The sequence below is a fragment of the Castellaniella sp. FW104-7C03 genome (assembly GCF_040276085.1).
GTDB lineage: Bacteria > Pseudomonadota > Gammaproteobacteria > Burkholderiales > Burkholderiaceae_B > Castellaniella.
In genome coordinates this window covers 60,659-83,919 of sequence record NZ_JBELOK010000006.1, presented here as the reverse complement: position 1 = coordinate 83,919, position 23,261 = coordinate 60,659, and the positions used below count along the sequence as shown (strand labels likewise).

22 protein-coding genes and 3 tRNA genes are annotated in these 23,261 nt (G+C 59.4%); 14 read left to right on the top strand and 11 right to left on the bottom strand.

The window, feature by feature from the left end; all coding sequences use genetic code 11:
- Window positions 1–202 precede the first annotated feature (202 nt).
- The 3 genes from ABS758_RS08865 (at window position 203) to ABS758_RS08855 (ending at window position 5,192) form a co-directional block, all read left to right on the top strand.
- Window positions 203–1,246 (top strand): CobW family GTP-binding protein, encoded by a 1,044-nt coding sequence (locus tag ABS758_RS08865; RefSeq protein WP_350382178.1) that lies wholly within the window; start codon window positions 203–205, stop codon window positions 1,244–1,246.
- Window positions 1,247–1,349: 103 nt separating this feature from the next.
- Entirely contained in the window at window positions 1,350–3,941 is a 2,592-nt protein-coding gene (gene mutS, locus ABS758_RS08860) for a DNA mismatch repair protein MutS (protein ID WP_350382180.1), read from the top strand.
- 48 nt (window positions 3,942–3,989) lie between these two features.
- On the top strand, window positions 3,990–5,192 hold the full coding sequence (locus ABS758_RS08855) for a JmjC domain-containing protein (RefSeq protein WP_350382181.1): 1,203 nt from the start codon (window positions 3,990–3,992) through the stop codon (window positions 5,190–5,192).
- A gap of 28 nt (window positions 5,193–5,220) precedes the next feature.
- Here ABS758_RS08855 and bamC read toward each other — a convergent pair whose 3' ends face one another.
- The 4 genes from bamC to ABS758_RS08835 form a co-directional block, all read right to left on the bottom strand.
- On the bottom strand, window positions 5,221–6,345 hold the full coding sequence (bamC, locus tag ABS758_RS08850) for an NlpB/DapX family lipoprotein (protein WP_417251571.1): 1,125 nt from the start codon (window positions 6,343–6,345) through the stop codon (window positions 5,221–5,223).
- A gap of 1 nt (window position 6,346) precedes the next feature.
- Window positions 6,347–7,249 (bottom strand): 4-hydroxy-tetrahydrodipicolinate synthase, encoded by a 903-nt coding sequence (gene dapA / locus ABS758_RS08845; RefSeq protein ID WP_350382182.1) that lies wholly within the window; start codon window positions 7,247–7,249, stop codon window positions 6,347–6,349.
- A gap of 82 nt (window positions 7,250–7,331) precedes the next feature.
- Window positions 7,332–7,985 carry a site-2 protease family protein gene (locus tag ABS758_RS08840; protein ID WP_350382183.1) on the bottom strand — a complete coding sequence of 218 codons (654 nt, stop codon included), beginning with the start codon at window positions 7,983–7,985 and terminating at the stop codon, window positions 7,332–7,334.
- 74 nt (window positions 7,986–8,059) lie between these two features.
- On the bottom strand, window positions 8,060–8,692 hold the full coding sequence (locus tag ABS758_RS08835; protein WP_417276052.1) for an L-threonylcarbamoyladenylate synthase: 633 nt from the start codon (window positions 8,690–8,692) through the stop codon (window positions 8,060–8,062).
- Between the two features lie 155 nt (window positions 8,693–8,847).
- Between ABS758_RS08835 and ABS758_RS08830 the strand changes: the two genes are divergently transcribed.
- From ABS758_RS08830 to ABS758_RS08810, 5 genes are all read left to right on the top strand, one after another.
- Window positions 8,848–8,923: transfer RNA gene (locus ABS758_RS08830), tRNA-His, on the top strand.
- A 90-nt stretch (window positions 8,924–9,013) separates the two neighbouring features.
- Window positions 9,014–9,442, top strand: coding sequence for a multidrug/biocide efflux PACE transporter (locus ABS758_RS08825; RefSeq protein ID WP_350382184.1), 429 nt, complete (start codon window positions 9,014–9,016; stop codon window positions 9,440–9,442).
- Between the two features lie 76 nt (window positions 9,443–9,518).
- Window positions 9,519–9,752, top strand: coding sequence for a hypothetical protein (locus ABS758_RS08820; protein WP_350382186.1), 234 nt, complete (start codon window positions 9,519–9,521; stop codon window positions 9,750–9,752).
- Window positions 9,753–9,790: 38 nt separating this feature from the next.
- A complete protein-coding gene (gene cls / locus ABS758_RS08815; RefSeq protein ID WP_350382188.1) occupies window positions 9,791–11,245 on the top strand; it encodes a cardiolipin synthase in 1,455 nt (484 codons plus the stop codon).
- Between the two features lie 66 nt (window positions 11,246–11,311).
- The gene (locus ABS758_RS08810; protein ID WP_350382189.1) at window positions 11,312–11,791 is read left to right on the top strand and encodes a carboxymuconolactone decarboxylase family protein; all 480 of its coding nucleotides are present in this window, start codon (window positions 11,312–11,314) and stop codon (window positions 11,789–11,791) included.
- A gap of 78 nt (window positions 11,792–11,869) precedes the next feature.
- Here ABS758_RS08810 and ABS758_RS08805 read toward each other — a convergent pair whose 3' ends face one another.
- The gene (locus ABS758_RS08805) at window positions 11,870–13,081 is read right to left on the bottom strand and encodes a trans-sulfuration enzyme family protein (RefSeq protein ID WP_350382191.1); all 1,212 of its coding nucleotides are present in this window, start codon (window positions 13,079–13,081) and stop codon (window positions 11,870–11,872) included.
- Between the two features lie 153 nt (window positions 13,082–13,234).
- Between ABS758_RS08805 and ABS758_RS08800 the strand changes: the two genes are divergently transcribed.
- The 6 genes from ABS758_RS08800 (at window position 13,235) to ABS758_RS08775 (ending at window position 17,914) form a co-directional block, all read left to right on the top strand.
- Window positions 13,235–13,311 (top strand) — tRNA-Arg (locus ABS758_RS08800).
- 83 nt (window positions 13,312–13,394) lie between these two features.
- Window positions 13,395–14,165, top strand: a complete 771-nt coding sequence (gene tam / locus ABS758_RS08795; RefSeq protein ID WP_350382192.1) for a trans-aconitate 2-methyltransferase — start codon at window positions 13,395–13,397, stop codon at window positions 14,163–14,165.
- 52 nt (window positions 14,166–14,217) lie between these two features.
- Window positions 14,218–15,447 carry a phospholipase A gene (locus ABS758_RS08790; protein ID WP_350382194.1) on the top strand — a complete coding sequence of 410 codons (1,230 nt, stop codon included), beginning with the start codon at window positions 14,218–14,220 and terminating at the stop codon, window positions 15,445–15,447.
- Between the two features lie 20 nt (window positions 15,448–15,467).
- Entirely contained in the window at window positions 15,468–17,369 is a 1,902-nt protein-coding gene (locus ABS758_RS08785; protein ID WP_350382195.1) for an LTA synthase family protein, read from the top strand.
- Between the two features lie 39 nt (window positions 17,370–17,408).
- Window positions 17,409–17,485: transfer RNA gene (locus ABS758_RS08780), tRNA-Pro, on the top strand.
- A gap of 18 nt (window positions 17,486–17,503) precedes the next feature.
- Complete coding sequence (locus ABS758_RS08775; RefSeq protein WP_350382196.1) at window positions 17,504–17,914, top strand: DoxX family protein; 411 nt, start codon at window positions 17,504–17,506, stop codon at window positions 17,912–17,914.
- Window positions 17,915–17,947: 33 nt separating this feature from the next.
- Here ABS758_RS08775 and ABS758_RS08770 read toward each other — a convergent pair whose 3' ends face one another.
- From ABS758_RS08770 to pstC, 6 genes are all read right to left on the bottom strand, one after another.
- Window positions 17,948–19,327 carry a sensor histidine kinase gene (locus tag ABS758_RS08770; RefSeq protein WP_350382197.1) on the bottom strand — a complete coding sequence of 460 codons (1,380 nt, stop codon included), beginning with the start codon at window positions 19,325–19,327 and terminating at the stop codon, window positions 17,948–17,950.
- Window positions 19,324–19,989, bottom strand: coding sequence for a response regulator (locus ABS758_RS08765; protein WP_350382198.1), 666 nt, complete (start codon window positions 19,987–19,989; stop codon window positions 19,324–19,326). Before ABS758_RS08765 ends, ABS758_RS08770 begins: the two co-directional genes overlap by 4 nt.
- Window positions 19,986–20,375 carry a PepSY domain-containing protein gene (locus ABS758_RS08760; RefSeq protein ID WP_350382200.1) on the bottom strand — a complete coding sequence of 130 codons (390 nt, stop codon included), beginning with the start codon at window positions 20,373–20,375 and terminating at the stop codon, window positions 19,986–19,988. The genes ABS758_RS08765 and ABS758_RS08760 overlap by 4 nt, the downstream gene beginning before the upstream one ends.
- Before the next feature lie 121 nt (window positions 20,376–20,496).
- Window positions 20,497–21,279 (bottom strand): phosphate ABC transporter ATP-binding protein PstB, encoded by a 783-nt coding sequence (gene pstB / locus ABS758_RS08755; protein WP_350382202.1) that lies wholly within the window; start codon window positions 21,277–21,279, stop codon window positions 20,497–20,499.
- 17 nt (window positions 21,280–21,296) lie between these two features.
- Window positions 21,297–22,157 carry a phosphate ABC transporter permease PstA gene (gene pstA / locus ABS758_RS08750; RefSeq protein WP_350382204.1) on the bottom strand — a complete coding sequence of 287 codons (861 nt, stop codon included), beginning with the start codon at window positions 22,155–22,157 and terminating at the stop codon, window positions 21,297–21,299.
- Between the two features lie 5 nt (window positions 22,158–22,162).
- Entirely contained in the window at window positions 22,163–23,104 is a 942-nt protein-coding gene (pstC, locus tag ABS758_RS08745; protein ID WP_350382206.1) for a phosphate ABC transporter permease subunit PstC, read from the bottom strand.
- Window positions 23,105–23,261: the final 157 nt, after the last annotated feature.

Sequence of the window (23,261 nt, the reverse complement as noted above, 5' to 3'; positions counted from 1 at the left end):
AACGGTCTCCTTGGCGGGACACCCAAAGTGGCCAGACACGCTGCCAACACTCTGGGAGACAAAAGATTTGGACGATAATACCGTGTTGCCCGCTTACTGTGCCGATGCCTTCTCTGCGACAGGCAGCCCAGCCTAAACCTACCTCTATCTCAGGCCACAGGCCCGCTGGGTACCCAGGCACACCCCTCTCAAGCAAAGAGTTATGAACACAACCCCAAGCCTGATACCCGTCACGCTATTAACCGGTTTTCTGGGCAGCGGCAAAACCACGGTACTGAATCATCTGGTGCGCCAAGCCGAGTTGGCGGACGCGCTGGTCATCATCAACGAGTTTGGCGAGATGCCGCTGGACCACATGCTGGTGGCCCATAGCACCGAGAATCCCGTCATGGAGATGAGCAGCGGTTGCCTATGCTGCACCATCCGCAGCGATCTGGCCCAGACCCTGCGCGACATTACATGGCGCTTCTCGCGCAACGGCCGGCGGCAGTTTCGCCGTGTTCTGATCGAAACCACGGGCCTGGCCGACCCCGCCCCCATCATCCACACGCTGATGACGCACCCACAGGTGGCCAAGCACTATCGCCTGGACGGCATCGTGGCCACGGTAGATCTGGCTACCGGCAACGCCACGCTGGACCGTCATCCAGAGGCTGTGCGCCAGGCCGCCATCGCAGATTGCCTATTACTGACAAAAGCGGATATGGTGGACAACGACCAACGCCAAACCCTGCTGCAGCGGCTGGATGCCATCAACCCGGCGGCACCGCGCCATATCATTAAGCGTGGCGAGATTGCGGCAAGCAACGTGCTGGATCTCGGTTTGTTTTCAACTGACGGGAAGACACCTGATGTGAAGCAGTGGCTGCACGAAGCAGCGTACCGGGAGGATGCCCAACGAGATGCCGCTGCCCACCACCACGGAACTACCCACCATGATGATCATATCCAGGCTTTTTGTTTTACCGTGGACGAGCCGATTTCCGAGGGCTCACTCGATGCCTGGCTTGAATTATTGCTGAATCTTGTTGGCACCAATATTCTGCGCATCAAAGGCATCCTGAATATCCAGGACCAAGACCAACCTGTGGTCATCCACGGTGTGCAGCACATCCTTTATCCGCCCACCACGCTCCCTGCCTGGCCCGATGCGGATCGGCGCTCGCGCCTGGTTTTTATCACCCGCGACGTCAGCAGGCACGAGATTGAGGAGACTTTGCACGTTTTACGTGGCTCTTTGTCTTAAAACCTGGGGGATTGAGGCATCCGACAGCCTCGCTTACATCACCCACCTGCATCATCGACGATAATACGGTTTCAACCCCCAACCGCCACCGTATCCCTCGCGCATGACCACCCCTGATCTCTCCAACCACACCCCCATGATGCGCCAATACCTCGAACTCAAGGCGCAGGCGGGCTCACACCTGCTGTTCTACCGCATGGGTGACTTCTACGAGATGTTCTACGAGGATGCCGAGCGCGGCGCGCGTCTGCTGAATCTGACGCTGACCAAGCGAGGCACGTCCAATGGCGCGCCCATTCCCATGGCCGGGGTACCGCACCACGCCATGGAAAGCTATCTGGCCCGGCTGGTGGCACTGGGAGAATCCATCGCCATCTGCGAACAAGTGGGCGACCCTGCCGCCAGCAAAGGGCCAGTCGAACGCAAGATTGTCCGCGTGGTGACGCCAGGCACGCTGACCGACGACGCGCTGTTGCCCGCACGCGAAGACCGCATCATCGCGGCCTGGGTGTCCATACAGAGCCGTGGCCATACCCAAATTGGCCTGGCCTGGATGAACCTGGCCAACGGCGAATTCAAGGCCTGTCAAAGCACGCCCGCGCTGCTGGACACTGAACTGGCCCGCATTGCCCCGGCAGAGATTGTGTGCGCCGATACAGAAGACACCCAATTGCTGGAAGGCAGCCATCTGGATGCAGCCATCAGCCGGGTCCCCGACTGGCACTTTCAGGCTGATGGCGCACGCGACACACTGCTGCAGCACTTTGGCCTGAGCGACACCGGTGCGTTTGGCCTGGACGATCAGCCTGCCGCCTTGTGCGCCGCCGGCGCACTGCTGCGCTATGTCAGTGCCACGCAAGCCCAGTCCCTTAAGCACCTGCAAGGCCTGGCCGCCGACAGCCACAGCGACTACGTGATTCTTGACCCGGCCACACGGCGCAATCTAGAGATTACCGAGACCCTGAACCAAACAGACGGTCCAACAGTATTCAGTACCATCGACCATGCCTGTACGCCCATGGGCAGCCGGCAACTGCGGCGCTGGCTGCAATCGCCCTTGCGCGACAACGTCCGGGTGCAGGCCCGCCAGGACGCGATCACCCTGCTGCTGTCACCGCAAGACAGCCAAGCACTGGACACCCTGCGCGGCCAACTACGCACCTTGCCCGACATCGAACGCATGGCGACACGCCTGGCACTGGGCACCATCCGCCCGCGCGAACTTGCCAGCCTGCGCGATGCGCTGGTTCTTCTGCCGCCGCTGGCCCAACAGACACACGGCGCCTTTCAGGCACACGGCCTGCTGGCAGATGATCTGTCAGAGATACCTGTCGCCCCGGCACTGGCCGAGATCCTGCAGGCGGCGATTGCCCCAGAACCCGCCCTGATGGTGCGCGATGGCGGCGTGATTGCCCCATCCTACGACACAGAGCTGGATGCCCTGCGGCAACTGGCGGGCGACAATGGTGCCTTTTTACTGGAGATCGAAACGCGCGAACGCGAGCGCACCGGCATCAGCAACCTCAAGGTCGAATACAACCGGGTACACGGCTTTTTTATTGAAGTCAGCCGGGGGCAAGCTGATAAAGTGCCCGCCGACTACCGCCGTCGCCAGACACTCAAAAATGTCGAGCGCTACATCACACCAGAGCTCAAATCCTGGGAAGATAAAGTGCTGTCGGCACGTGAGCGCGGCCTGGCCCGCGAAAAAATACTGTTTGAACAAGTGCTGATGCAATGCGCCGCACACGCACCCGCACTGGCCCGTTGCGCCGCCGCCCTGGCACGCATCGACGCGCTGGCGGCACTGGCCTACCATGCGCAGGCCCACCAATGGATCGCGCCCGAGCTCTGCGCAGACAGCTGTCTCGAGATCCAGGCTGGACGCCATCCTGTGGTCGAGCACAGCCTCGAAGTCTTTACCCCCAACGACTGCACGATGCACGAAGAGCGGCGCATGCTGCTGATCACCGGCCCCAATATGGGGGGCAAATCCACCTATATGCGCCAAGTCGCCCTGATTGCGCTATTGGCACGCATTGGCAGTTATGTGCCGGCCCGCCAGGCCCGTATTGGCCCGCTCGATCGCATCTTCACCCGCATCGGCGCCGCTGACGACCTTGCCGGTGGCCGCTCGACCTTCATGATGGAAATGATGGAAGCAGCCGTGATTTTGTCTGCTGCCACTCCTCACAGCCTGGTGCTGATGGACGAAATCGGCCGCGGCACGTCCACTTACGACGGCCTGGCCCTGGCATGGGCCATCGCCCACCGCCTGCTCACCCACAATCGGGCCCTTACGCTTTTTGCCACGCATTACTTCGAAATCACCCGCCTGCCAGAAAAAGCACACGGTGTAAACAACATTCACCTGGCTGCCGCCGATGCGCCTGACGGCATCGTCTTCCTGCACGAGGTGCGCCCCGGTCCAGCCAGCCAAAGTTACGGGCTGCACGTTGCCCAGCGCGCCGGCATTCCTCCGGTGGTGATCCGGCATGCCCGCAAAGAGTTGGCCGAGCTCGAGGCCAGAAGCCGCCCAGATTCACAGCTTTCCCTGTTCATCCAGCAGGTGGAAGAAGAAGATAATGACGCCGACTCGCCGCTGAAAACAGCCCTGAAGGCCCTCGACCCGGACACACTCAGCCCACGCGAGGCGCTCGAACTCGTTTATCAATTGCGCCGGGATTTCCTGTAACCGGCGGCGCTGCCGGCCCGCCGGCAGCCACTGCCTCGGAACACCACCATGACCAGCCTTTACGCGCCCCTTGATATCGATCTGCCCACCCAGCTATTGGGGGGGCTCAGCCCGCGCGAGTTCATGCGCGATTACTGGCAAAAAAAACCCCTTCTAATCCGCCAGGCGCTCCCGGGTTTTCAGCCCCCCGTCACGATAAAAGATGTTCAGACCCTCGCCCGTCGAGAAGAAGTCGAGTCACGCCTGGTGTCGCACGGCACCAAAGGCTGGTCGCTGAAACAGGGGCCCTTTCGGCGCTTGCCCCCGATGACCCAGGCGCACTGGACTCTTCTCGTGCAAAGTGCCGATCTCCACGATGACGATACGGCAGCGCTGATGCGCCTGTTTCGCTTTATTCCAGATGCGCGTCTGGATGATCTGATGATCAGCATCGCCAGCGATGGCGGTGGTGTGGGCCCACACTACGACAGCTATGATGTTTTTTTGCTGCAGGGCCACGGCCAACGCCGCTGGCGCACCAGCAGCCAGACAGACCTCTCCCTGGTGCCTGGCCTGCCCCTAAAAATTTTGGCAGATTTTCAGCCCGATGCAGACGACATCCTTGAACCCGGCGACATGCTGTATTTGCCCCCGCATGTGTGCCACGATGGCATTGCGGTTGGTGCCGACTGCATGACCCTGTCCATCGGGTTTCGGGTTCCCAGCCAGGCCACTTTGGCACGTGGCCTGCTGGAATCCGCCGCTGATCAAATCTGTGCGCAACACCTGGGCGCCGCAGGCCTGTACGGGCAACCGTATCTGCCCGGCCCGGATATGTCGGCCCTGTACTCGGATGCAGACCAGGCCCCCACCCAGCACCCGGCGGCACTGCCCGAGCACCTGATTGACTCCGCATTGGCCACCTTGCAAAAAATCCGCCTGGATCAGGCGGTTGCAGCCAGGTTTCTAGGCCAGTGGCTGACGTCACTGCCCGAAAACGCTCTGTTCGACCCCGCCGACGATGCACCGCTACTCACCGAGGAGATTCCCGCCACCGGACAGCTGGTGCTGGATCGCTGTACCCGGCTGATGTACAGCGGGCAACAAGTGTTTATCAATGGTGAAGTGGCTGATGTGACGCCTTCCGCGGCCCTGCATGCGCTGGCCGACAAGCGCAGCCTGCCGGCGCAGGACATTGCGCTGTTGCCAGCCGATAACCTGAGTGCCCTGGACGAATGGCTACAGGAAGGCTGGGCCCACTGGGAGCGATAACCTGCCCCTAAGGGCAGGTATCCATTATTTACTGCGCGTCTTTCAGGTTTTTATCCAGCACCGACAAGATACGGCGCGCAGTGGCGTCTGTCAGCAGCTGCCCTTGCTCATCCAGCACAGTTACTTGCGTGGCGCTGCCCTGGCCAGCCAGGTGCACACGCAACTTAAGGGGCTCGGCTGAATTACGGGTGCCAAACAGCCGGCCAAACACGGTTTGCTGCTCAATTTTCTCGCCGGTGTCGGTGTCGAGATAGCGGATGTAATAGTCACCTTGGTCGCGGTTGCGGTCTTCGACGGTGAAGCGGGCGGAGTCGATGGCCACCCCGACCCGCCGCCAGGCGCGGTCGAAGGACTCGTTGACGGTTAAGGAAGCCTGCCCTTCGTCAAGCTGTGCGGTGGTTGCCGGGCCGGCGTCCTTGGATGCATTTTGAATCTCTTGCGCCGCCTGCTTTTGATCGGCACCCAGATAGACCATCAAACGTGCCAGCATCGCGGCATTGAGACCTGGATCTTCTTTGCCAAACACCCACTTGAAGGCCGTACCGTCACCGGTGGGCGTTTCTTCCATGTGCTGATGGCTGATGTAGACCTCGGTTTTGCCGTTGAGGCGCTCGATGCGCGTGGAGAAGCGATCGCGCTCGCCGCTATCAAAGACTTGGTCGAGGACACTGCCCAGTGCACTGCGCAGCCAGCCCTCGGGGATCTTGGCGCGGTTTTCTGCCCAATCGGTTTCGATGAGGCCAGCCTTGGGGTTTTGGTTGTTGATGGTAAAGCCTTGCTGACCCCAGAACTCAATGAGTTTCGGGTAAAGCGTTTCGGCGGGCTCATCGACTTGCAACCAGCGCAGAGTACCGTCACGCATCACCTGAATACCCGGTGTCTGAGGCAGGACGCGATCGGCCGGATTGGCACTTTGAGTACGCTGGCTGGCCGAATACGCGCTAAGGCTGGCCACGCCCTCGGGGGCGCGGTAATGGGTGTTGTCAGCTGCCTGGGTGAGGTCGGGCGGGATGGACAAGGGATCGCCGGTTACCGTGCTTTTGTATTCGACGGATTCGGTTTGCCCGGTAAGCTGGCCCATGGTGGAGCAGCCAGCCAACAGGCTGACCAGCACCATGCTGGCCAGGGAAAACGAGGTACGGGGAGTCATCATGTCAGAGGCAACCTGCATCAATCAAGGCTTGGCGCACCACGGTGCGGAATGAATCAGACAAAGGCGTAAGAGGCAGGCGATATCCCAGCTGGATAAGCCCCATCTCGGCCACTGCCCATTTGACGGGAATCGGGTTGGCCTCGAGAAACAGCACGCGTCCCAACGCAGCCAGTGCGTTATTAAGCCGGCGGGTTTCAGGGACATCACCGCTCAAGGCAGCCGCGCACATTTGGTGCATCAGGGCCGGCGCCACGTTGGCTGTCACGGAGATATTGCCGTGGCCGCCCAAAAGCATCAGTGCGGCAGCTGTGGGATCGTCGCCACTGATGACGTGAAAGCCTTCGGGGGCTTGCGCGATAAGCTGTGCACCCCGGGCAATATTGCCGGTGGCATCCTTGACACCAATGATGCCAGGTACCTGAGCCAGACGCAGGATGGTTTCGTTGGACAGATCAGCCACGGTGCGGCCCGGCACGTTATACAAAATGCTGGGGAGCTCGACGGACTCGGCGATGGCGCGAAAATGCTGGTACAGGCCCTCTTGGGTGGGCTTGTTGTAGTAAGGCACCACAGTAAGGCCGGCAGTGGCCCCCGCGGCATAGGCATGGCGCTGAAGTTCGATGGCCTCGGAGGTGGAGTTGCCCCCGGTGCCGGCAATCACGGGAATCCGGCCCTCGGCATGGCGCACGGCAAGCTCGATGAGCTCGGCTTGCTCTTGCACCGTGACCGTGGGGGATTCGCCCGACGTACCCACAACGCACAGGGCGTCGGTGCCCTGTGCCACATGCCAATCGATCAGTTTTCGAAAAGCTTCCAGGTCGAGTTGCCCATCTGGGTGCATGGGCGTGACCAGGGCAACCATGCTGCCCCGCAAGACTGGAAAGGATGAATCCGTACCGGCCATGATGAAGAAAGCCTCCGAAAGACGCCCGGGAAAAGCCCTGGGCGATACAAAAAAGCAAGTTTACCGGATTCAGGTAAGGGATTTATAAAAATCCGTTTACAACCCACTCGCCAAACCGCAGCAAAGGCATCATCAGCGGCCAAAGCCAGCCCAGCATCATCAGCACGATCAGGATGACCAGGCCATAGGGCTCGATCCGGCCATACTGCCAGGCCAACCGGGCGGGCAGCAGGCTAAAGACGATGCGTCCGCCATCCAGTGGGGGCAGCGGCAAAAGATTGAGCGCCATCAGCACCAGGTTGATCTGCACACCGGCATGCGTCATCAATGTCCAGAAATCGCCTTGCCCCTGGGTCAACCCGGCCCACAGCATGAACTGCCAGAACAGTACCCAAAAGATGGCCTGCAAAAGATTGGATGCAGGGCCGGCCAGCGCCACCCACAGCATGTCGCGCTTGGGCCTGCGCAGGCGACTCCAGTTAACCGGCACCGGCTTGGCCCAGCCAAACAAGAGACCACCCCCCATCAGGCGAGAGACAAACAACAATACCAATGGCACCACAATGGTGCCGATGAGATCGATGTGTTTCAGGGGATTGAGGGTAATACGACCTGCCTGGTGCGCCGTGGGATCACCAAAGTGGCGCGCCACGTAGCCATGAGCTGCCTCGTGCAGCGTAATGGCAAACAACACCGGCAGCGCGTACACCGCAATGGTCTGGATCAGATTTTCCATCAAGTAGCATGCAAAGAAGCCGGCCCACGCCAGCAATCTTTGCAAGCATAACCGCTATTGCAGATGACGCAGTCTTATAGCAGCCCCAGGGTGGCGGGATCTCCGCGCCCTACCCGTACCACTTGCGGCGCCTCCTGGGTAAGGTCAATCACGGTGGTGGGGTCGAAAGGACATGCACCACCATCCACAACTGCGGCAAGATCGTGCTGGTAGCGCGCCAAAATATCCTGGGCGTCGTTCAGCGGCAAGGCTTCGCCCTGGGGGATCAGGGTGGTGGACAGCAAGGGCGAACCCACTGCATCGATGAGCGCACGCGCCACACGGTGATCAGGTACGCGGATGCCGATGGTTTTGCGCGAGGGATGTGAGACGCGACGTGGTACTTCTTTGGTGGCCTCGAGGATGAACGTCCAGGGGCCGGGAGTGGCCATTTTGAGAAGACGATAGTGAGAGTTTTCGATTTTTGCGAAGTGACTGATCTCGGCGAGATCGCGGCATAAAACAGTAAGGTGATGTCGATCATCCAGGCCACGCAGGCGGCGCAGGCTTTCGGCGGCGGCCTTGTCATCCAGGCGCGCCACCACCGCATAGCTGGAATCCGTCGGCACTGCCACCAGCCCGCCCTGAGAGAGAAGATCGGCTGCCTGCTGCAGCAATCTGGACTGAGGATTGTCTGGGTGAACCACAAAAATCTGGGCGATAGCCATAAGCGTTTCCTTTTAAGGGAAGAGTCCCGGCGGGTACACATTTGAACCACCAGGTCCACAGCCCATAACATGACCCAAAATCCTGTGCGGATCAAGAGGCCTGCCTGGCGCTGCAAAAGCTTTTCAAGCATGCTAGAATCTTCGTTCTCTCGGCGGTGACCGTAGCTCAGTTGGTAGAGTCCCGGATTGTGATTCCGGTTGTCGTGGGTTCGAGCCCCATCGGTCACCCCATAAAATCCCCGTTTTCTGGGGCCAGCCAGGGACGACCCTGCCTGCGATGCTTTAACGCGATGACGACACCGCCCAAAGCACCTTTCCCTCATGCAGATCCATCATCGGCCACTCTCCGAACGCATCTTTCATGCCCTGACGTTCGAGATCCTTGCCATTGGCATATCCGCGCCACTGGCGGCATGGATTACCCAACGGCCCGTCCTTAGCATGGGCATCCTCACAGCCGTGATCGCCACCATCGCAGTGGCCTGGAACATGCTCTATAACTGGCTCTTTGACCGACTGCAGGCCCGCTGGGGGTTCGAGCGCAGCTACTGGGTGCGCGTGGGGCATGCCTGCGGGTTCGAAGCCGGCCTGATCCTGATTGCCATCCCGTTTGTTGCCTGGTGGCTGGATATTTCTTATTTGCAGGCACTGATCCTCGATATCGGCTTTGTCCTGTTCTATTTACCGTACGGCTTTCTTTTCAATCTGGGATATGACAAGATTCGTGAGAATCTGGTGACCACGTCATAAGCCATACGGCCACCAGAAACCGACCAGGGTCGCCGGGCGCCTGCGCCCAGCCCTTCTTTTTTGGTGGCCAATGCTCATGAACACCCCCCACTCTCCTGTCTTGCCCGATTGGTCTGCCGCGCCCGATGGCTGGAACTGGGCTGCCCAGGATGCCGATGGCCGCTGGTTCTGGTATCGCACACAGCCTTTGCCGGGTATTGGCGGCGGGGTCTGGCGCGCCAACTCCCGAAACCAGCAGCCCGCGGCAGAAGGCCCCCCCAACCCCGATTGGCTGGATACGCTCAGCCAGCGCCCGGGCACCGAACCCTGACAGCGGCCCACCCCACTCTGGCACATAGATAGCAGGTCATGCTGGCAATCACCGAATTCCTCTCCGCCTACTGGCCCCACCTGGTGGCCACATTATCGTTATTCGTGGGGGCCTTTGCGGCCATCCACGCCGCCATGAACAAAAGCGATGTCCGCGCTGCCATTGCCTGGGTAGGCGTGATCCTGATGTCGCCATTATTGGGGCCATTTCTCTATCTGGTGGCAGGCATCAACCGGATCCGCCACGATCAGCTATCCACGCAACGCAGCCGCCTGATCAAAGACTACGTCAACCACGCCAGAGAGTCGGTGCGCGATATCCGCACCCTGGCAGGGCCACAGTTTTCATCGCTGAAAGTGTTATGCGACCGCATCAGCCGGTTTCCCCTGCACGATGGCAACCACATTACCTTGCTGGACAGCGGTGACGAAGCTTACCCGGCCATGTTGCAAGCCATCGATTCGGCCAGCCATTGCATCGCCCTGCAAAGCTATATTTTCGACCACGATCGTATCGGCCTGCAATTTGCCCAGGCCCTGCGCCGGGCCCACGAGCGTGGTGTCACTATTCGTGTCCTGATCGACGCAGTGGGGTCCAAATACTCTCACCCCCCCATCGTGCACTTGCTGCGCCGCGATGGCATCCGTACCGAGCTTTTCATGTCTCATGTATTGGGCCTGCGCATGCCATACGCCAATCTGCGCAGCCACCGCAAAGTACTGTTTGTCGATGGCCACATCGGATTTGTGGGCGGCATGAATATCCGCGAGGGATTCATGCAATCCTTAACCGGCCGCCATGCCGCGCGCGACACTCATTTTCAGGTAGAAGGCCCCGTGGCCACCCAGCTGTTTGCCGTGTTTGCCAACGATTGGGAATTCACCACCCGCGAACGGCTGCTGATCGAAGACTGGTGTCAAAGTTCAACCAGCACACCCCTGCCGCAAGTGCCCGCACGCTGCGTGCGCTCCAGCCCCGATCGCTTTATTGCCGCCACACATAATGTGCTGCTGGGCGCATTGGCAGTGGCACAACACAATGTGCGCATTCAGTCACCGTACTTTCTGCCTGATCAAACCCTGATGGGTGCGCTCAATACCGCAGCGCGCCGTGGCGTTCATGTGGATATCGTCATCCCCGGGCGCAACAACTTGCGCCTGGTCAACTACGCCATGACCTCGCAGCTGAATCAGGTGATTGCGGCAGGCTGCCGCGTATGGCGGTCCAGAGGCACGTTCGACCACTCCAAATTGCTCACTATCGACGATGGGTGGTCATATGTGGGCTCGTCCAATCTTGATCCCCGCAGCCTGCGACTAAACTTCGAGCTGGACATGGAAATCTACGATCAGGTTCTGGCACAGCAAATTGCGGGCAAAATCGACACAATCATCGCCGACTCAGAAGCCGTCACACTGGATTCGCTCAAGGCCATCCCCTTTGCAAAGCAGTTGCGCAACCGCCTGATCTGGTTGGCCAGCCCCTATCTGTAAGCTGCAAACAGTACCAAAATGGTGCAGAATAAACAGGTTGTTTACTGAGCTTATCGGATCCACACTATGTCTCGACGTCTTAACTACTATCAGGCCTCGCCTGAGGCGGCAAAAAAGTTCGCTGAATTCAGCCAAACCCTGCACCAGAACCCATTTCTGGCCAAGATCGGCCATCTGGTCACGCTACGCGCCTCACAAATCAATGGCTGCGCATTTTGCGTCGACATGCACGTCAAAGAAGGCAAGCTGGCGGGCGAGCGCGAGCTGCGTCTGCACCACGTCGCCGTCTGGCGCGAGTCGCCCTTGTTTGATGCCAAGGAAAAAGCCATCTTCGAGTGGACAGAAGCCCTGACGCAACTGCCTGCGCATGGCGTCCCCGAAGCGCTTTACCAGCGGGTACGCGCACAACTCTCCGAAAAAGAGCTCGCAGACCTATCCTTTCTGATCGTCGCCATCAACGGCTGGAACCGCCTGGGAGTAGGCTTCCAGGCAGAGCCGGGCTCAGCCGACAAACAGTTTGGTCTGGACAAAGCCGGTTTGTCCTGAACCTTGCGTTGACAGCTGCCCAGACACTGGATTCAAACCCAGCGTTTGGGCAGTGTCTGGCCTCTGGCGTTGCTTGCGTTACGGGTTCTGGGCCTGTGCCAACGCCTGGGCAAGGTCTGCCGTCAGGTCGTCGATGTGTTCTACCCCCACCGACATCCGCACAAAATTGGGCTGGATGCCTGCTGCCTGCATATCGGCTTCGGTCATCGAGCTGGCCCACATCGAGGCCGTATGCACGGCCAGGGTTTCGACCCCGCCCAGACTGACTGCCTGCGTAGCCAGCTTGAGCCCGGACACAAAGCGCTGGGTGGCTGCATAACCGCCTTTTAATGAGTACGCCACAATCGCGCCAAAGCCTTTCATTTGCCGACTGGCCAGCGCATGCTGCGGATGACTCTCCAGCCCCGGATAGAGCACTTCCTCGACCTCGGGCCGGGCTTCCAGCCAACGGGCCACTGCCAGAGCATTGGCATTGATGCGCTCGACGCGCAGTGACAAGGTGCGCAAACCGCGCAGCAACAGCCAGGCATCCATGGGCGACAGCACTGCACCCAGCGTGACATGCATTTTCCAGATGGTTTCAGCCAGGGCTTCGCTGCAGCAGATGGCGCCAGCCATGATGTCGCTGTGCCCCCCGAGATACTTGGTGGCACTGTGCACCACGATGTCGATACCGAAATCGTGCGGGCGCTGATTAAGCGGTGAGGCAAACGTGTTGTCGGCGACAGTCAGCGCCCCATGTGCCTGGGCGATCGAGGCCACCACTGCCAGATCAGTAATCGACAGGCTGGGGTTGACGGGCGTCTCTACCATGACGAGCCGGGTATTGGGCCGCAGGGCGGCCTTCAGGCTGTCCGGATTGGTCTGATCAAAGAAACTGACTTCAACCCCATAGCGCGTCAGCACCTCTGAAAACAGCTTGGAAGTACTCATATAGTGACGCTGCTGGGCCACCACGTGGTCTCCAGCCTTTAACAGCGCGAGAATGGTGGTGCAGATTGCCCCCATCCCCGAGCCCGTCAACAAGGCGGTTTCTGTCCCCTCAAGCTTGGCCAGGATGGCCTCGACGTGCTTGTTGACGGGATTGCCGTGACGCGTATAAAAGGTGGCCGGCCGCACCGAAGTGGCCATCTCCGAAAACGCTTCTGCCGATGCCGCCCGGAAAGTGGCACTGTAATGGATCGGCGGCACCACGGCCGAATCATGGTGACAGGCAGCGTCACCATGCAATACAAGGGTTTGCTCCTGCCAGGAAGCAGGGTCAGCAACATCGGGCAAATGCGGATTCATGGGAAAAAGGCTCCAGTGCCTGGAAAAGAATCATGATACCGCCCGCGGTGTACCAATCCATAGGCACACAAATGCCGGCTGGCCGATTGCACGTTAGAATTCAGGGTTCACGGACATGCATCTGCCCTGTCGGGCTGTCAGCTGCATCTCTAACCGCCCTTAGCTCAGCTGGATAGAGCAACGGCCTTCTAAGCCGTAGGTCGCAGGTTCGACTCCTGCAGGGCGGGCCAGCGCCCGGGCTGCTTCACTCCGGTCGAAGCACCCCGACGATAGACAGTAGATGGGTTTTCGACACTATCAAGGACACCTCCCCATGACTTGGTCGGCAGCGCAATACGCCCTGTTTGAATCCGAACGCACCCGCCCTGTCAGGGATCTGCTGGCAGCGGTACCCCCCCGTGAGGTTGCCTGGGCAGCCGATCTGGGCTGCGGGCCTGGAAACTCCACCGAAATTCTGCAGCGTCTCCACCCGGACGCGGCCATCTGCGGCGTTGATTCTTCTGCAGACATGCTGGCAGCCGCCCGCGAACGCTTGCCTGATGTCCGCTTCAAGCAGGCCGACATCGCCACCTGGGATCCCGGGCAGCCCTACGACCTGATCCTGGCCAATGCCTCCTTGCAGTGGATACCCGACCATGCCGCATTATTTCCCCAGCTGGCTGCACAGCTGGCCCCGGGTGGCAGCCTGGCCATCCAGATGCCGGATAACCAGCAAGAACTCGTCAAAACCCTGATGCGGCAAGTGGCCACCGACCCCCGCTGGTCGGCCCGCATCGGCGACGAACGCAGCACCCGGTTTCCCCAGCATCCGGTGCCCTGGTATTACAACCTGCTGATCGCACACTGCCAACGCGTGGATATCTGGCGCACCGTCTATTGGCACATGCTGCCGGGCGGCGTGGCCGATATTGTGCAATGGTTCAAGGGCAGCGCCCTGCGGCCGTTTCTGGCGCAGTTATCGCCAGACGAACAAACGGCTTTTCTGGACGCATACCAACAGGCGTTGGTACCGGCCTATCCCGCTCAGGCCGACGGATCTGTTTTGTTACCGATCCCCCGCCTCTTTCTGATCGCGACACGTTAGCCGCACCGCAGCAGTGCTACAGTTTTGAGCATTGTTTGCCCAAATTAGACCCATGATCATTTCACGTTTATTGCGTTTTTTGCTTTTGCCCGCCCTGCTGTCCGGTCTGCCCACCGCCAGCCACGCCGAGCTTGTACTGCGGCTGGGCAACACCCAGGCAGCACCTGGCACGGCAATCGAACTTCAAGGCCTGCTGGTTAATGACACCGGCAACCCACTGGCCAGCCCAATACCCACGGCACTGGCCGGCCAGTGGATGGACAGCCAGGGCCATGTCACCCCTGCCCAGTTTCAGCTACGCACCTCAGCCGATACGGCCGACCTGCCCGCCAATACATTTACCAAGATGGTGTGGACAAGTACCGTGCCGGCTGATGCACAAGGCCTGATCACACTGACGGTAAATGGCGCAGACAACACCTTGCTGGCGCTTCAGGTGGGGGATGGCGGCACCACGATTGCACGCGGCACGGGCCTCTCTCCCAAAACCACGCCTGCCGGGGAAAGCCTTGCCGAAAGCCCGCTGACCGCCGCACCCACGCAAGAAACCGCAGCGCTTTCGCCCTTTGAGACTTTCCGCAATGCGCTCTCTCCCTACGAGCCCATGTATTTCGCCCTGGGCAGCAAGGACGGGGCCAATGCACGCTTCCAGTTCAGTTTCAAGTATCGCCCCTTCAGCCCCACGGATCCCGCTCATCCCAGTTTCATGGACAACTGGTACTTTGGCTACACCCAGACCTCCCTGTGGGATCTGCACTCGGATTCCATCCCCTTCGTGGATACCACCTATAACCCCAGTCTGTTCTGGGCACGCGAATCACTTTGGGATTCCCCAGACAAGCGCTGGACCCTTGGCCTGAACACCGGGGTGGAACATAAATCCAACGGCAAGGAGGGCGAGGATTCACGGTCGCTCAATGATTTCTACATCCAACCCGAAGTCAGCTACCGGCTCGGCAGCGGCAGCCGCATCAGTTTCATGCCACGCATCAAACAATACTTTGTCACAGACCGCGACATGGGCTATCAGGATTACCTTGGCTATGTCGACTGGAAAATGCGCTACGAGCAAGACAATGGCCTCGCACTCTCGGGCCTGTACCGGCAGGGCAGCGAGGGACACGCCACCCAGCTCGAGGCTGCCTGGCCGCTTCAACGTACGTTTCTGCACATGAACGGGTACCTGTATCTTCAGTACTTCCAGGGATACGGTGAAACACTGCTGGGCTATATGCAAAAAAGCGACCCACAAGTCCGTATCGGCATCGCGCTGGTTCCCTGACCCCTGTTCCAGGACACAGTATGTTCACGCAGATCGGTATTTTCATCCTGGCAATGCTGGTGTTTTTAACTGCCAGCCGCGCACTGCTGGCTCTGTGGGTGTGGCCGCGATTGCGGGCAGCCGGGCCGGCACCCTGGATTGTGTTTCGCTGGGGGCTGCGCATCGACCTCAACCAGATCGCCATGTGGGCGGGCGTACCGGCCTTGCTGGCCCCATGGCTGGCCGATCAGCCCATGGCGATTTTTGTCACCGGTCTCTGGCTGCAGCTTGTGTGGCTAGTCTTTGTACTGTTGGAGATCTCCACGCCACAGTTCATTCTCGAGTACGACAGCCGCCCCAACCGCCTGTATCTTGATTACCTGAAGTATCCAAAAGAAGTGTTCGGGATGCTCTGGAAAGGCTACAAGACGGTATTGGCAGCTGCCGTACTGGCCATGGCGCTGGCTGCCTGGCTGGGTCATACGCTATTGGCATCAGCCGCCCCAAACACTTTGCCGGCCTGGCCCTGGCGCATCGCCCTGACCCTCCTGATTGGCGCACTGATCGTGCTGGCCATCCGGGGCACCCTCGGGCACCGCCCCATCAACCCTGCCTCGGTGGCCTGGTGCGGCGACAGCCTGCTTAACACCTTGCCACTCAATTCTTTCTACAACGTTTTGTTTGCGCTGTACGCCATCAAAAATGAGCGCTCGGCAGCCGATGTGTATGGCAACCTGCCCGACGACCGCCTGCAGGCCCTGGTGTGCCAGTGGGCCAACATCCCGCCCGGCCCGCCTGATTTGCCCACCTTGCACCACCAACCTGCCAGCCAGCACCCCTCCCGGCCAAAAAACCTGGTGCTGATCGTACAGGAAAGCCTGGGGGCTCAATATGTCGGCAATCTGGGCGGTGCCAACCTGACCCCCAACCTGGACAAACTTGCCGCCCAGGGCTGGAATTTCACCCGTGCATATGCCACGGGCACACGTTCGGTACGCGGCCTGGAAGCTGTCACGGCCGGGTTTCCACCCACCTTGTCTGATGCGGCATTGCGCCTGGCCAATGCACAAAGCAACTTCTTTACCTTGGCCCAGCTGCTGCGCAAGCACGGTTATCGCTCCCGTTTCATATACGGGGGCGAAGCCCATTTTGACAACATGAAAAGCTTTTTTCTGGGCAATGGATTTGACGAGCTGCACGATCTGCCCAGCTTCGAGTCACCCGCATTTATCGGTACCTGGGGTGCCAGCGACGAAGACATGTTCAATAAACTGCATGATCTGCTGTCAACCGATACAGACCAACCCACACTGCATCTGGCGTTTTCCGTCAGCAACCACACACCCTGGGAGTACCCGGCCGGCCGCATCGCCGTAGCGGGCGACCCTGCCACCGTGCAAAATACGGTTCGCTATGCCGATTGGGCCATCGGCCAGTTTTTTGAGCGGGCACAGCAAAGCACCTACTGGGAAGACACTGTCTTTTTGATTGTGGCTGACCATGATTCCCGGGTGGGTGGCGCACAACGCATCCCCTTGCGCCACTTTCATATCCCGGCACTGGTCCTGGGTGCAGGCGTGCCGACCCGGCAAGATCCCCGCATCATCAGCCAGATTGACCTGCCACCCACCCTGTTATCCCTGATTGGCATCGATGATGCCCATCCCATGATCGGCCACGACCTGACCCAGGACGGCACTGGCGGGCGCGCCATGATGCAGTATGAAGATCACTACGGCTACCTGAAAGAAGACACACTTGTTGTACTGGAACCACACCAGGAAGCACTGTTTTTCCGCTACACCGCGCCTGATCACTATGCACCCCTGCCGCAAGACCCTGCCCTGGCAGAGATTGCACTGGCGCACGCGCTGTGGCCATCATGGGCCTATCAGCATCGGGCTCATACGCTGCCCGAGCTCAAACGCCGTGTCACCGAATAACCTGGTGGCTCGTGGTAGAATCTTGCGTTCCTGACACGTCGGGGCGTAGCGCAGCCTGGTAGCGCATCTGCTTTGGGAGCAGAGGGTCGCATGTTCGAATCATGTCGCCCCGACCATCACTAAAAGGACATCATATGTCGTCAACAGCAACTGAAGATCTCGGCAAACTGACTTTACGTCTGGCTCTGGGTATCCTGATTCTGTTGCACGGCCTGGGAAAACTGGGCGGTGGCGTAGGCTGGATCACCGGCATGCTGCAAACCCATGGTATCCCCGGCTTTGTCGCCTATGGCGTCTATATTGGCGAAATCCTTGCCCCGGTTCTACTGGTTCTTGGCCTCTGGACGCGTGCAGCAGGCCTGATCGTCGCCATCAACATGCTGTTTGCCTTTGGTCTGGTGCACTCGGCCGACGCACTTGCACTGGGCAAGAGTGGTGGCTGGGCACTCGAGCTTCAGGGCATGTACTTCTTTAGCGGTATCGCAGTGGCCTTGCTGGGCGCAGGCGCTTACAGCCTGGGTGGCCGCAACGGCCGCTACAACTAAGCCCCGCCAGGAAAATCCGCCGGCAAGCGGTTACTACCCGACAGCCGGCAGGCAAATCACGACACAGGCACCTCCCAGGGTGCCTGTTTCCATATAGGCCCGGCCCCCATACAACTGGGCAAGATCCCTCACAATCGACAACCCCAGACCAGAGCCCGGCCTGCGTTCATCGGCTCGCTGACCACGTTCAAATACGGCTTCAGTGCGATCGGCGCGTAAGCCAGGGCCATCGTCTTCTACCTTGATTTCAAGCATGTTCTCGTGCTTTCGGGCACTGACCTGTACCCTGCGCCGGGCCCATTTACCCGCGTTATCCAGCACGTTGCCCAGCATCTCCTCAAAATCTTGGGATTCTCCCCGAAACGCCAGCGATTCATCCACACCAGACAGATCATATTGCAGGGCCCGGTCGGCATGAACCCGTTGCATCACCCGCACCAGGCCTTGCAGCAAGGGCGCCACAGGGCTGCTTAAGCCCCGTACCCGAATCGCAGCGGCCGCACGCGCCTGTGCCAGGTGGTAATCCACCTGGCGGTGCGCCACCTGAACCTGCTCGGAAACCAGTTCTGGCAAAGCGGGGTCTTTTGCCCTGGCAGCGTTGGCCAACACGGCCAGCGGGGTTTTCAGGGCGTGTGCCAGGTTGCCGGCCTCCCGGCGGGCACCATCCAGCGCCTGCTGATTACGGTCGAGTACCTCATTGAAATCCTGCACCAGCGGTTGAACTTCTGTGGGAAACACACCTTCGATGTGGCTGGCCCGGCCCTCTCGCACATCCAGCAAGCGGCGTCTCAGACGTACCAACGGGCTTAGCCCGTAAGATACCTGGGCCCACGCGGCAATCGCCATACCCAGCACCAGAATGCCCAGTGCCAGCGCCAGCATCCGGTTAAAACGGTCAATGGGCTCGGCCCACAGGTGCTGGTCGGCCCCTGCTATCAGCAGAAGCTCATCGTAGGGCCCATCGGCTGGCTGCAATAACCGGGCACGTACACGCAGTTGCTGGCCCGACGGGCCTACCGCTTCGGTGGCAAGATCCCGCCCCATCTGCAAGCCGCTGTATTGCTGAGGCAAGTCGGCATCCCACAAAGAGCGCGAGCGCAGAACCGGTGTGATTTTGCCATCAGCCTGTGACACGGAAACTTGCCAATACAAGCCTGAATAGGGCTGATTGAAACGGGGGTCGCCCGGCAAGGAGCTGAGCGCGATCTGGCCGCCGGCATTTACCTGTAAAACCGCTGTGAGCTGATCCAGATAAATATTAAGTTCGGACTGCAGCTGCGCCATGATGTGCTGCCGGAAGAGCTGCTGAATCCCCCACCCGGCAGCCAGCACACTGAGCAACACCCATGCCAGCAAGGCAGCCAGCAGCCTTACCCGCAAAGACTGATATCGTGCATGCAGGCGTGGTCTCATGCTGGGCCAGCTGCCAGACGATAGCCCAGGCCGCGTACGGTCTGAATCAGCTCGGGCGGGATTTTGCGCCGCAAGCGGGCGATGAATACCTCGATGGTGTTGGAATCACGGTCGAAATCCTGGGCATAAATATGTTCCACCAACTGGCTGCGTGACACCAGTTCTCCGTGATGCATCATCAGATAGGCCAGCACCCGATACTCATGTCCGGTAAGCTCGAGCGGCTGGCCATCAAGACTGATCCCGGCTTGCCGGGTGTCCAGGAGCAAGGGGCCACAGCGGATATCAGCCGACGCGTGGCCGCCTGCCCGGCGCAACAAAGCCCGCACCCGTGCCTGCAATTCTTCGAGATGAAAGGGCTTGGTGAGATAGTCGTCCGCCCCGGCATCAATGCCGTCTACTTTGTCGTGCCAATGATCCCGGGCAGTGAGAATCAGCACCGGAAACACGCGGCCTGCTTCACGCCAGCGTCGCAACACGGATAACCCGTCGCGCCCAGGCAAGCCCAGATCCAGAACCACCAGATCGTAGGGCTCCGACAGGCCCTGATGCTCGACATCCAGCCCATCCGCAGCCACATCCACCACATATCCGGCAGACTGCAGCGCGGACGTCAGCTGGGCAGCAAGCACGGGTTCATCCTCAGCCACCAGAAGCCTCATGAACGATCCCTCTTGTAATGTGGGTTGCGCTGCCCTACCAAAAGGATCTTGCCGGTGTGGGCATCGATTTTCAGTTTGATCACCCGGCTATTATCCTGCAGGATCTTGAGCTCGTAGATCCATTGGCTCGGGCATGCCTCATCATTTTGGCAATCCAGCTCCAGATCCTTGCCGTCTTCTTCCTCAAACTCGACCTTGAGCACCTGACCGGGATATTCAGCTGCCACCATATCCAGAATCTTTTGAAGTGGCAATACCTTACCCATGGCCTGAAGCTGCTCGGCACGGGCACGATCATGATCGTGCGCCTGGGCGGCATCCAGGGCAAAGCCCCCGCCCACCAGCATGGCCAACAGCGAAAAGCCGAGAAGAAATTTGCGTAACACGCGAAGCCCCTTGATGATTCACATGCCTGCAGCATAGCGGGGCAATCATGAACCCCAGGTGAATACCCGCACAGCGGGTTCTGATCAGCAGCACCCGCCAGTGCCTGGGCTTCGGCTATGCCTACCCAAAGCGACCGGTAATGTAATCTTCGGTTTCCTTGCGCGCCGGCTTCACAAAGATCTGGTCGGTGGGGCCAAACTCCATGAGCTCGCCCAGATACATATAGGCGGTGTAATCAGAGCAGCGCGCTGCCTGCTGCATGTTGTGGGTAACGATCACTACCGTGTAATCATCCTTGAGTTCGGCGATCAACTCTTCGATTTTGGCGGTAGAGATGGGATCCAGCGCCGAACAAGGTTCATCAAGCAACAGGACTTCGGGTTTGATAGCCACGCCCCGTGCAATGCACAGGCGCTGCTGCTGGCCACCAGAGAGCCCGTTGCCGCTTTGCCCCAGCTTGTCTTTTACCTCGTCCCACAAGGCCGCCTTGGTGAGTGCCCATTCGACGCGCTCGTCCATTTCGCCTTTGCTGAGGCGTTCGAACAGGCGCACACCAAAAGCGATGTTGTCGTAGATACTCATGGGAAACGGCGTGGGCTTCTGAAACACCATCCCCACCTTGGCACGAATCAGGGCAATATCCAGCCGGGAAGTGAGGAGATTTTCTCCGTCGAACTCGATCGTGCCTTCGGCACGTTGCCCCGGATACAGCTCGAACATCCGGTTAAAGGTGCGCAACAAGGTAGATTTGCCACAACCCGAAGGCCCGATAAATGCAGTTACCTTGTTTTCGGCGATATCCATATTGATACCGTGCAAGGCCTTGAAGGTGCCGTAATAAAAATCAAGATCACGCACCGCCAGCTTGGTGCGTTCGGTGATAGCAGTATTAAACGATGTCATGAGCGAACCAGGGCAGATTATTTGCGAAACAGGCTACGGGCAATAATGTTGATGGCCAACACCAGCAAGGTGATCAGGGCAGCCCCGGCCCAGGCCAGGCGGTTCCAGTCTTCGAAGGGGCTGGCGGCATACTGAAAAATCACCACCGGCAGATTGGCAATGGGGGCGTTCATGTTCCAGGACATGAACTGATTATTCAGTGCGGTAAAAAGCAACGGTGCGGTCTCGCCGGCGATCCGGGCCACTGCCAGCAAAATGCCGGTAATAATCCCTGAGCGCGCTGCGCGATAGCAGATGAACACCACCACCCGCCACTGCGGGCAGCCCAAGGCAGCGGCGGCCTCTCGAAGACTGTTGGGCACCAGAGACAACATGTTGTCGGTGGCGCGCACCACCACCGGAATCACCAGGATTGCCAAGGCAAAAGCACCGGCCCAGCCCGAGTAATGCCCCACTTGAGCCACATACACAGCGTAAATAAACAGGCCGATGACGATCGAGGGAGCCGACAACAGCACATCATTGAGAAAGCGGGTAGCCGGCGCCAGCCAGCCCCGGCGGCCGTATTCTGCCAGATAAGTACCTGCCAGCACCCCAATGGGCGTACCAATCAGGGTACCCACACCCGACATCAACACACTGCCCACAATGGCATTGAGCAGGCCACCCGCGGCACCCGGTGGCGGTGTGCTTTCGAGCAGCAATGTCAGCGACAAGGCGCTGCCACCCTTGATCAGCAACGTGGCAATGATCCAGGCCAGCCAAAACAGACCCGACGCCAGCGCCAGCCCCGACAGCGTCAGCATCAGGCGATTGAATACGCGGCGGCGCCGGTAAATCGGGTTACTGAAAACGATGGTAGATTCGGAGGCAGGCATGGGCGTCAGTGGTGTGCGCCTTCTTTGCGCGATAGTTTCAGAAGCATGAATTTGGACAGTGCCAGAACCACTGTCGTGATCAAAAACAGGATCAGGCCAAGCTCAAGCAACGCTGATTTTTGTATGCCACCTGCCTCGTTGAACTCGTTGGCCAATGCCGAGGCAATGGAATTGGACGGGGAAAAGAGGGAATCAGGCAGGTTGAAGGCATTACCGATCACGAAGGTGACGGCCATGGTTTCTCCGAGGGCGCGCCCAAGGCCCAGCATGATGCCGCCAATGACGCCATGCTTGGTGTATGGCAAGACGACCTTCCAGACCACCTCCCAGGTGGTGCTGCCCAGCGCATAGGCGGATTCTTTCAGCATGGGCGGCACCTGCTCGAACACATCACGCATCACTGCCGCAATAAACGGTATCACCATGATGGACAGAATAAGCCCCGCCGTAAACAGGCCAATGCCCATTGGGGGGCCCGCAAACAAGGCACCCAATACTGGCACACCTTCAAAGGTGTCGACAATCAGCGGTTGCACATAGGCCTGAAACAAGGGCACAAACACGAACAGCCCCCACATGCCATAAATGATGGACGGAATGGCCGCCAGCATCTCGATGGCGACGCCCAGTGGACGACGCACCCAGGCCGGGGCAAGTTCGGTAAGAAACATCGCAATACCAAACGAGACAGGCACCGCAATCAACAGAGCCAGCAAGGCACTCACCACAGTACCCATCACGGGTACCAGGGCGCCAAACTGTTGCGCGACTGGATCCCAGTTGTTGGTCCAGAGAAACGCCAAGCCATCACGAATCAGCGTCTCACGGCTGCCATACACCAGCGACGCAAGAATACCTGCCAGCAGGATGAAAACCAGAAACGCAAAGAAGCGTGTGAGGTGCCGGAAACCGGTATCCACCAGCAGACTTCGGTGTTGATTGATCATGAAGGAGCTTCAAGATTGACGGACTGTTGAAAAAACACACAGAGCGCCGAAAGAGGTTGAAAAGTCGTATTTTCCCATAAACCACCGGCTGCAGATGCGCCAGTGGCCAAATCAGGGATCCTGGTGCGGCAAAAGGCCCAAACACGGGCCTTTTGCC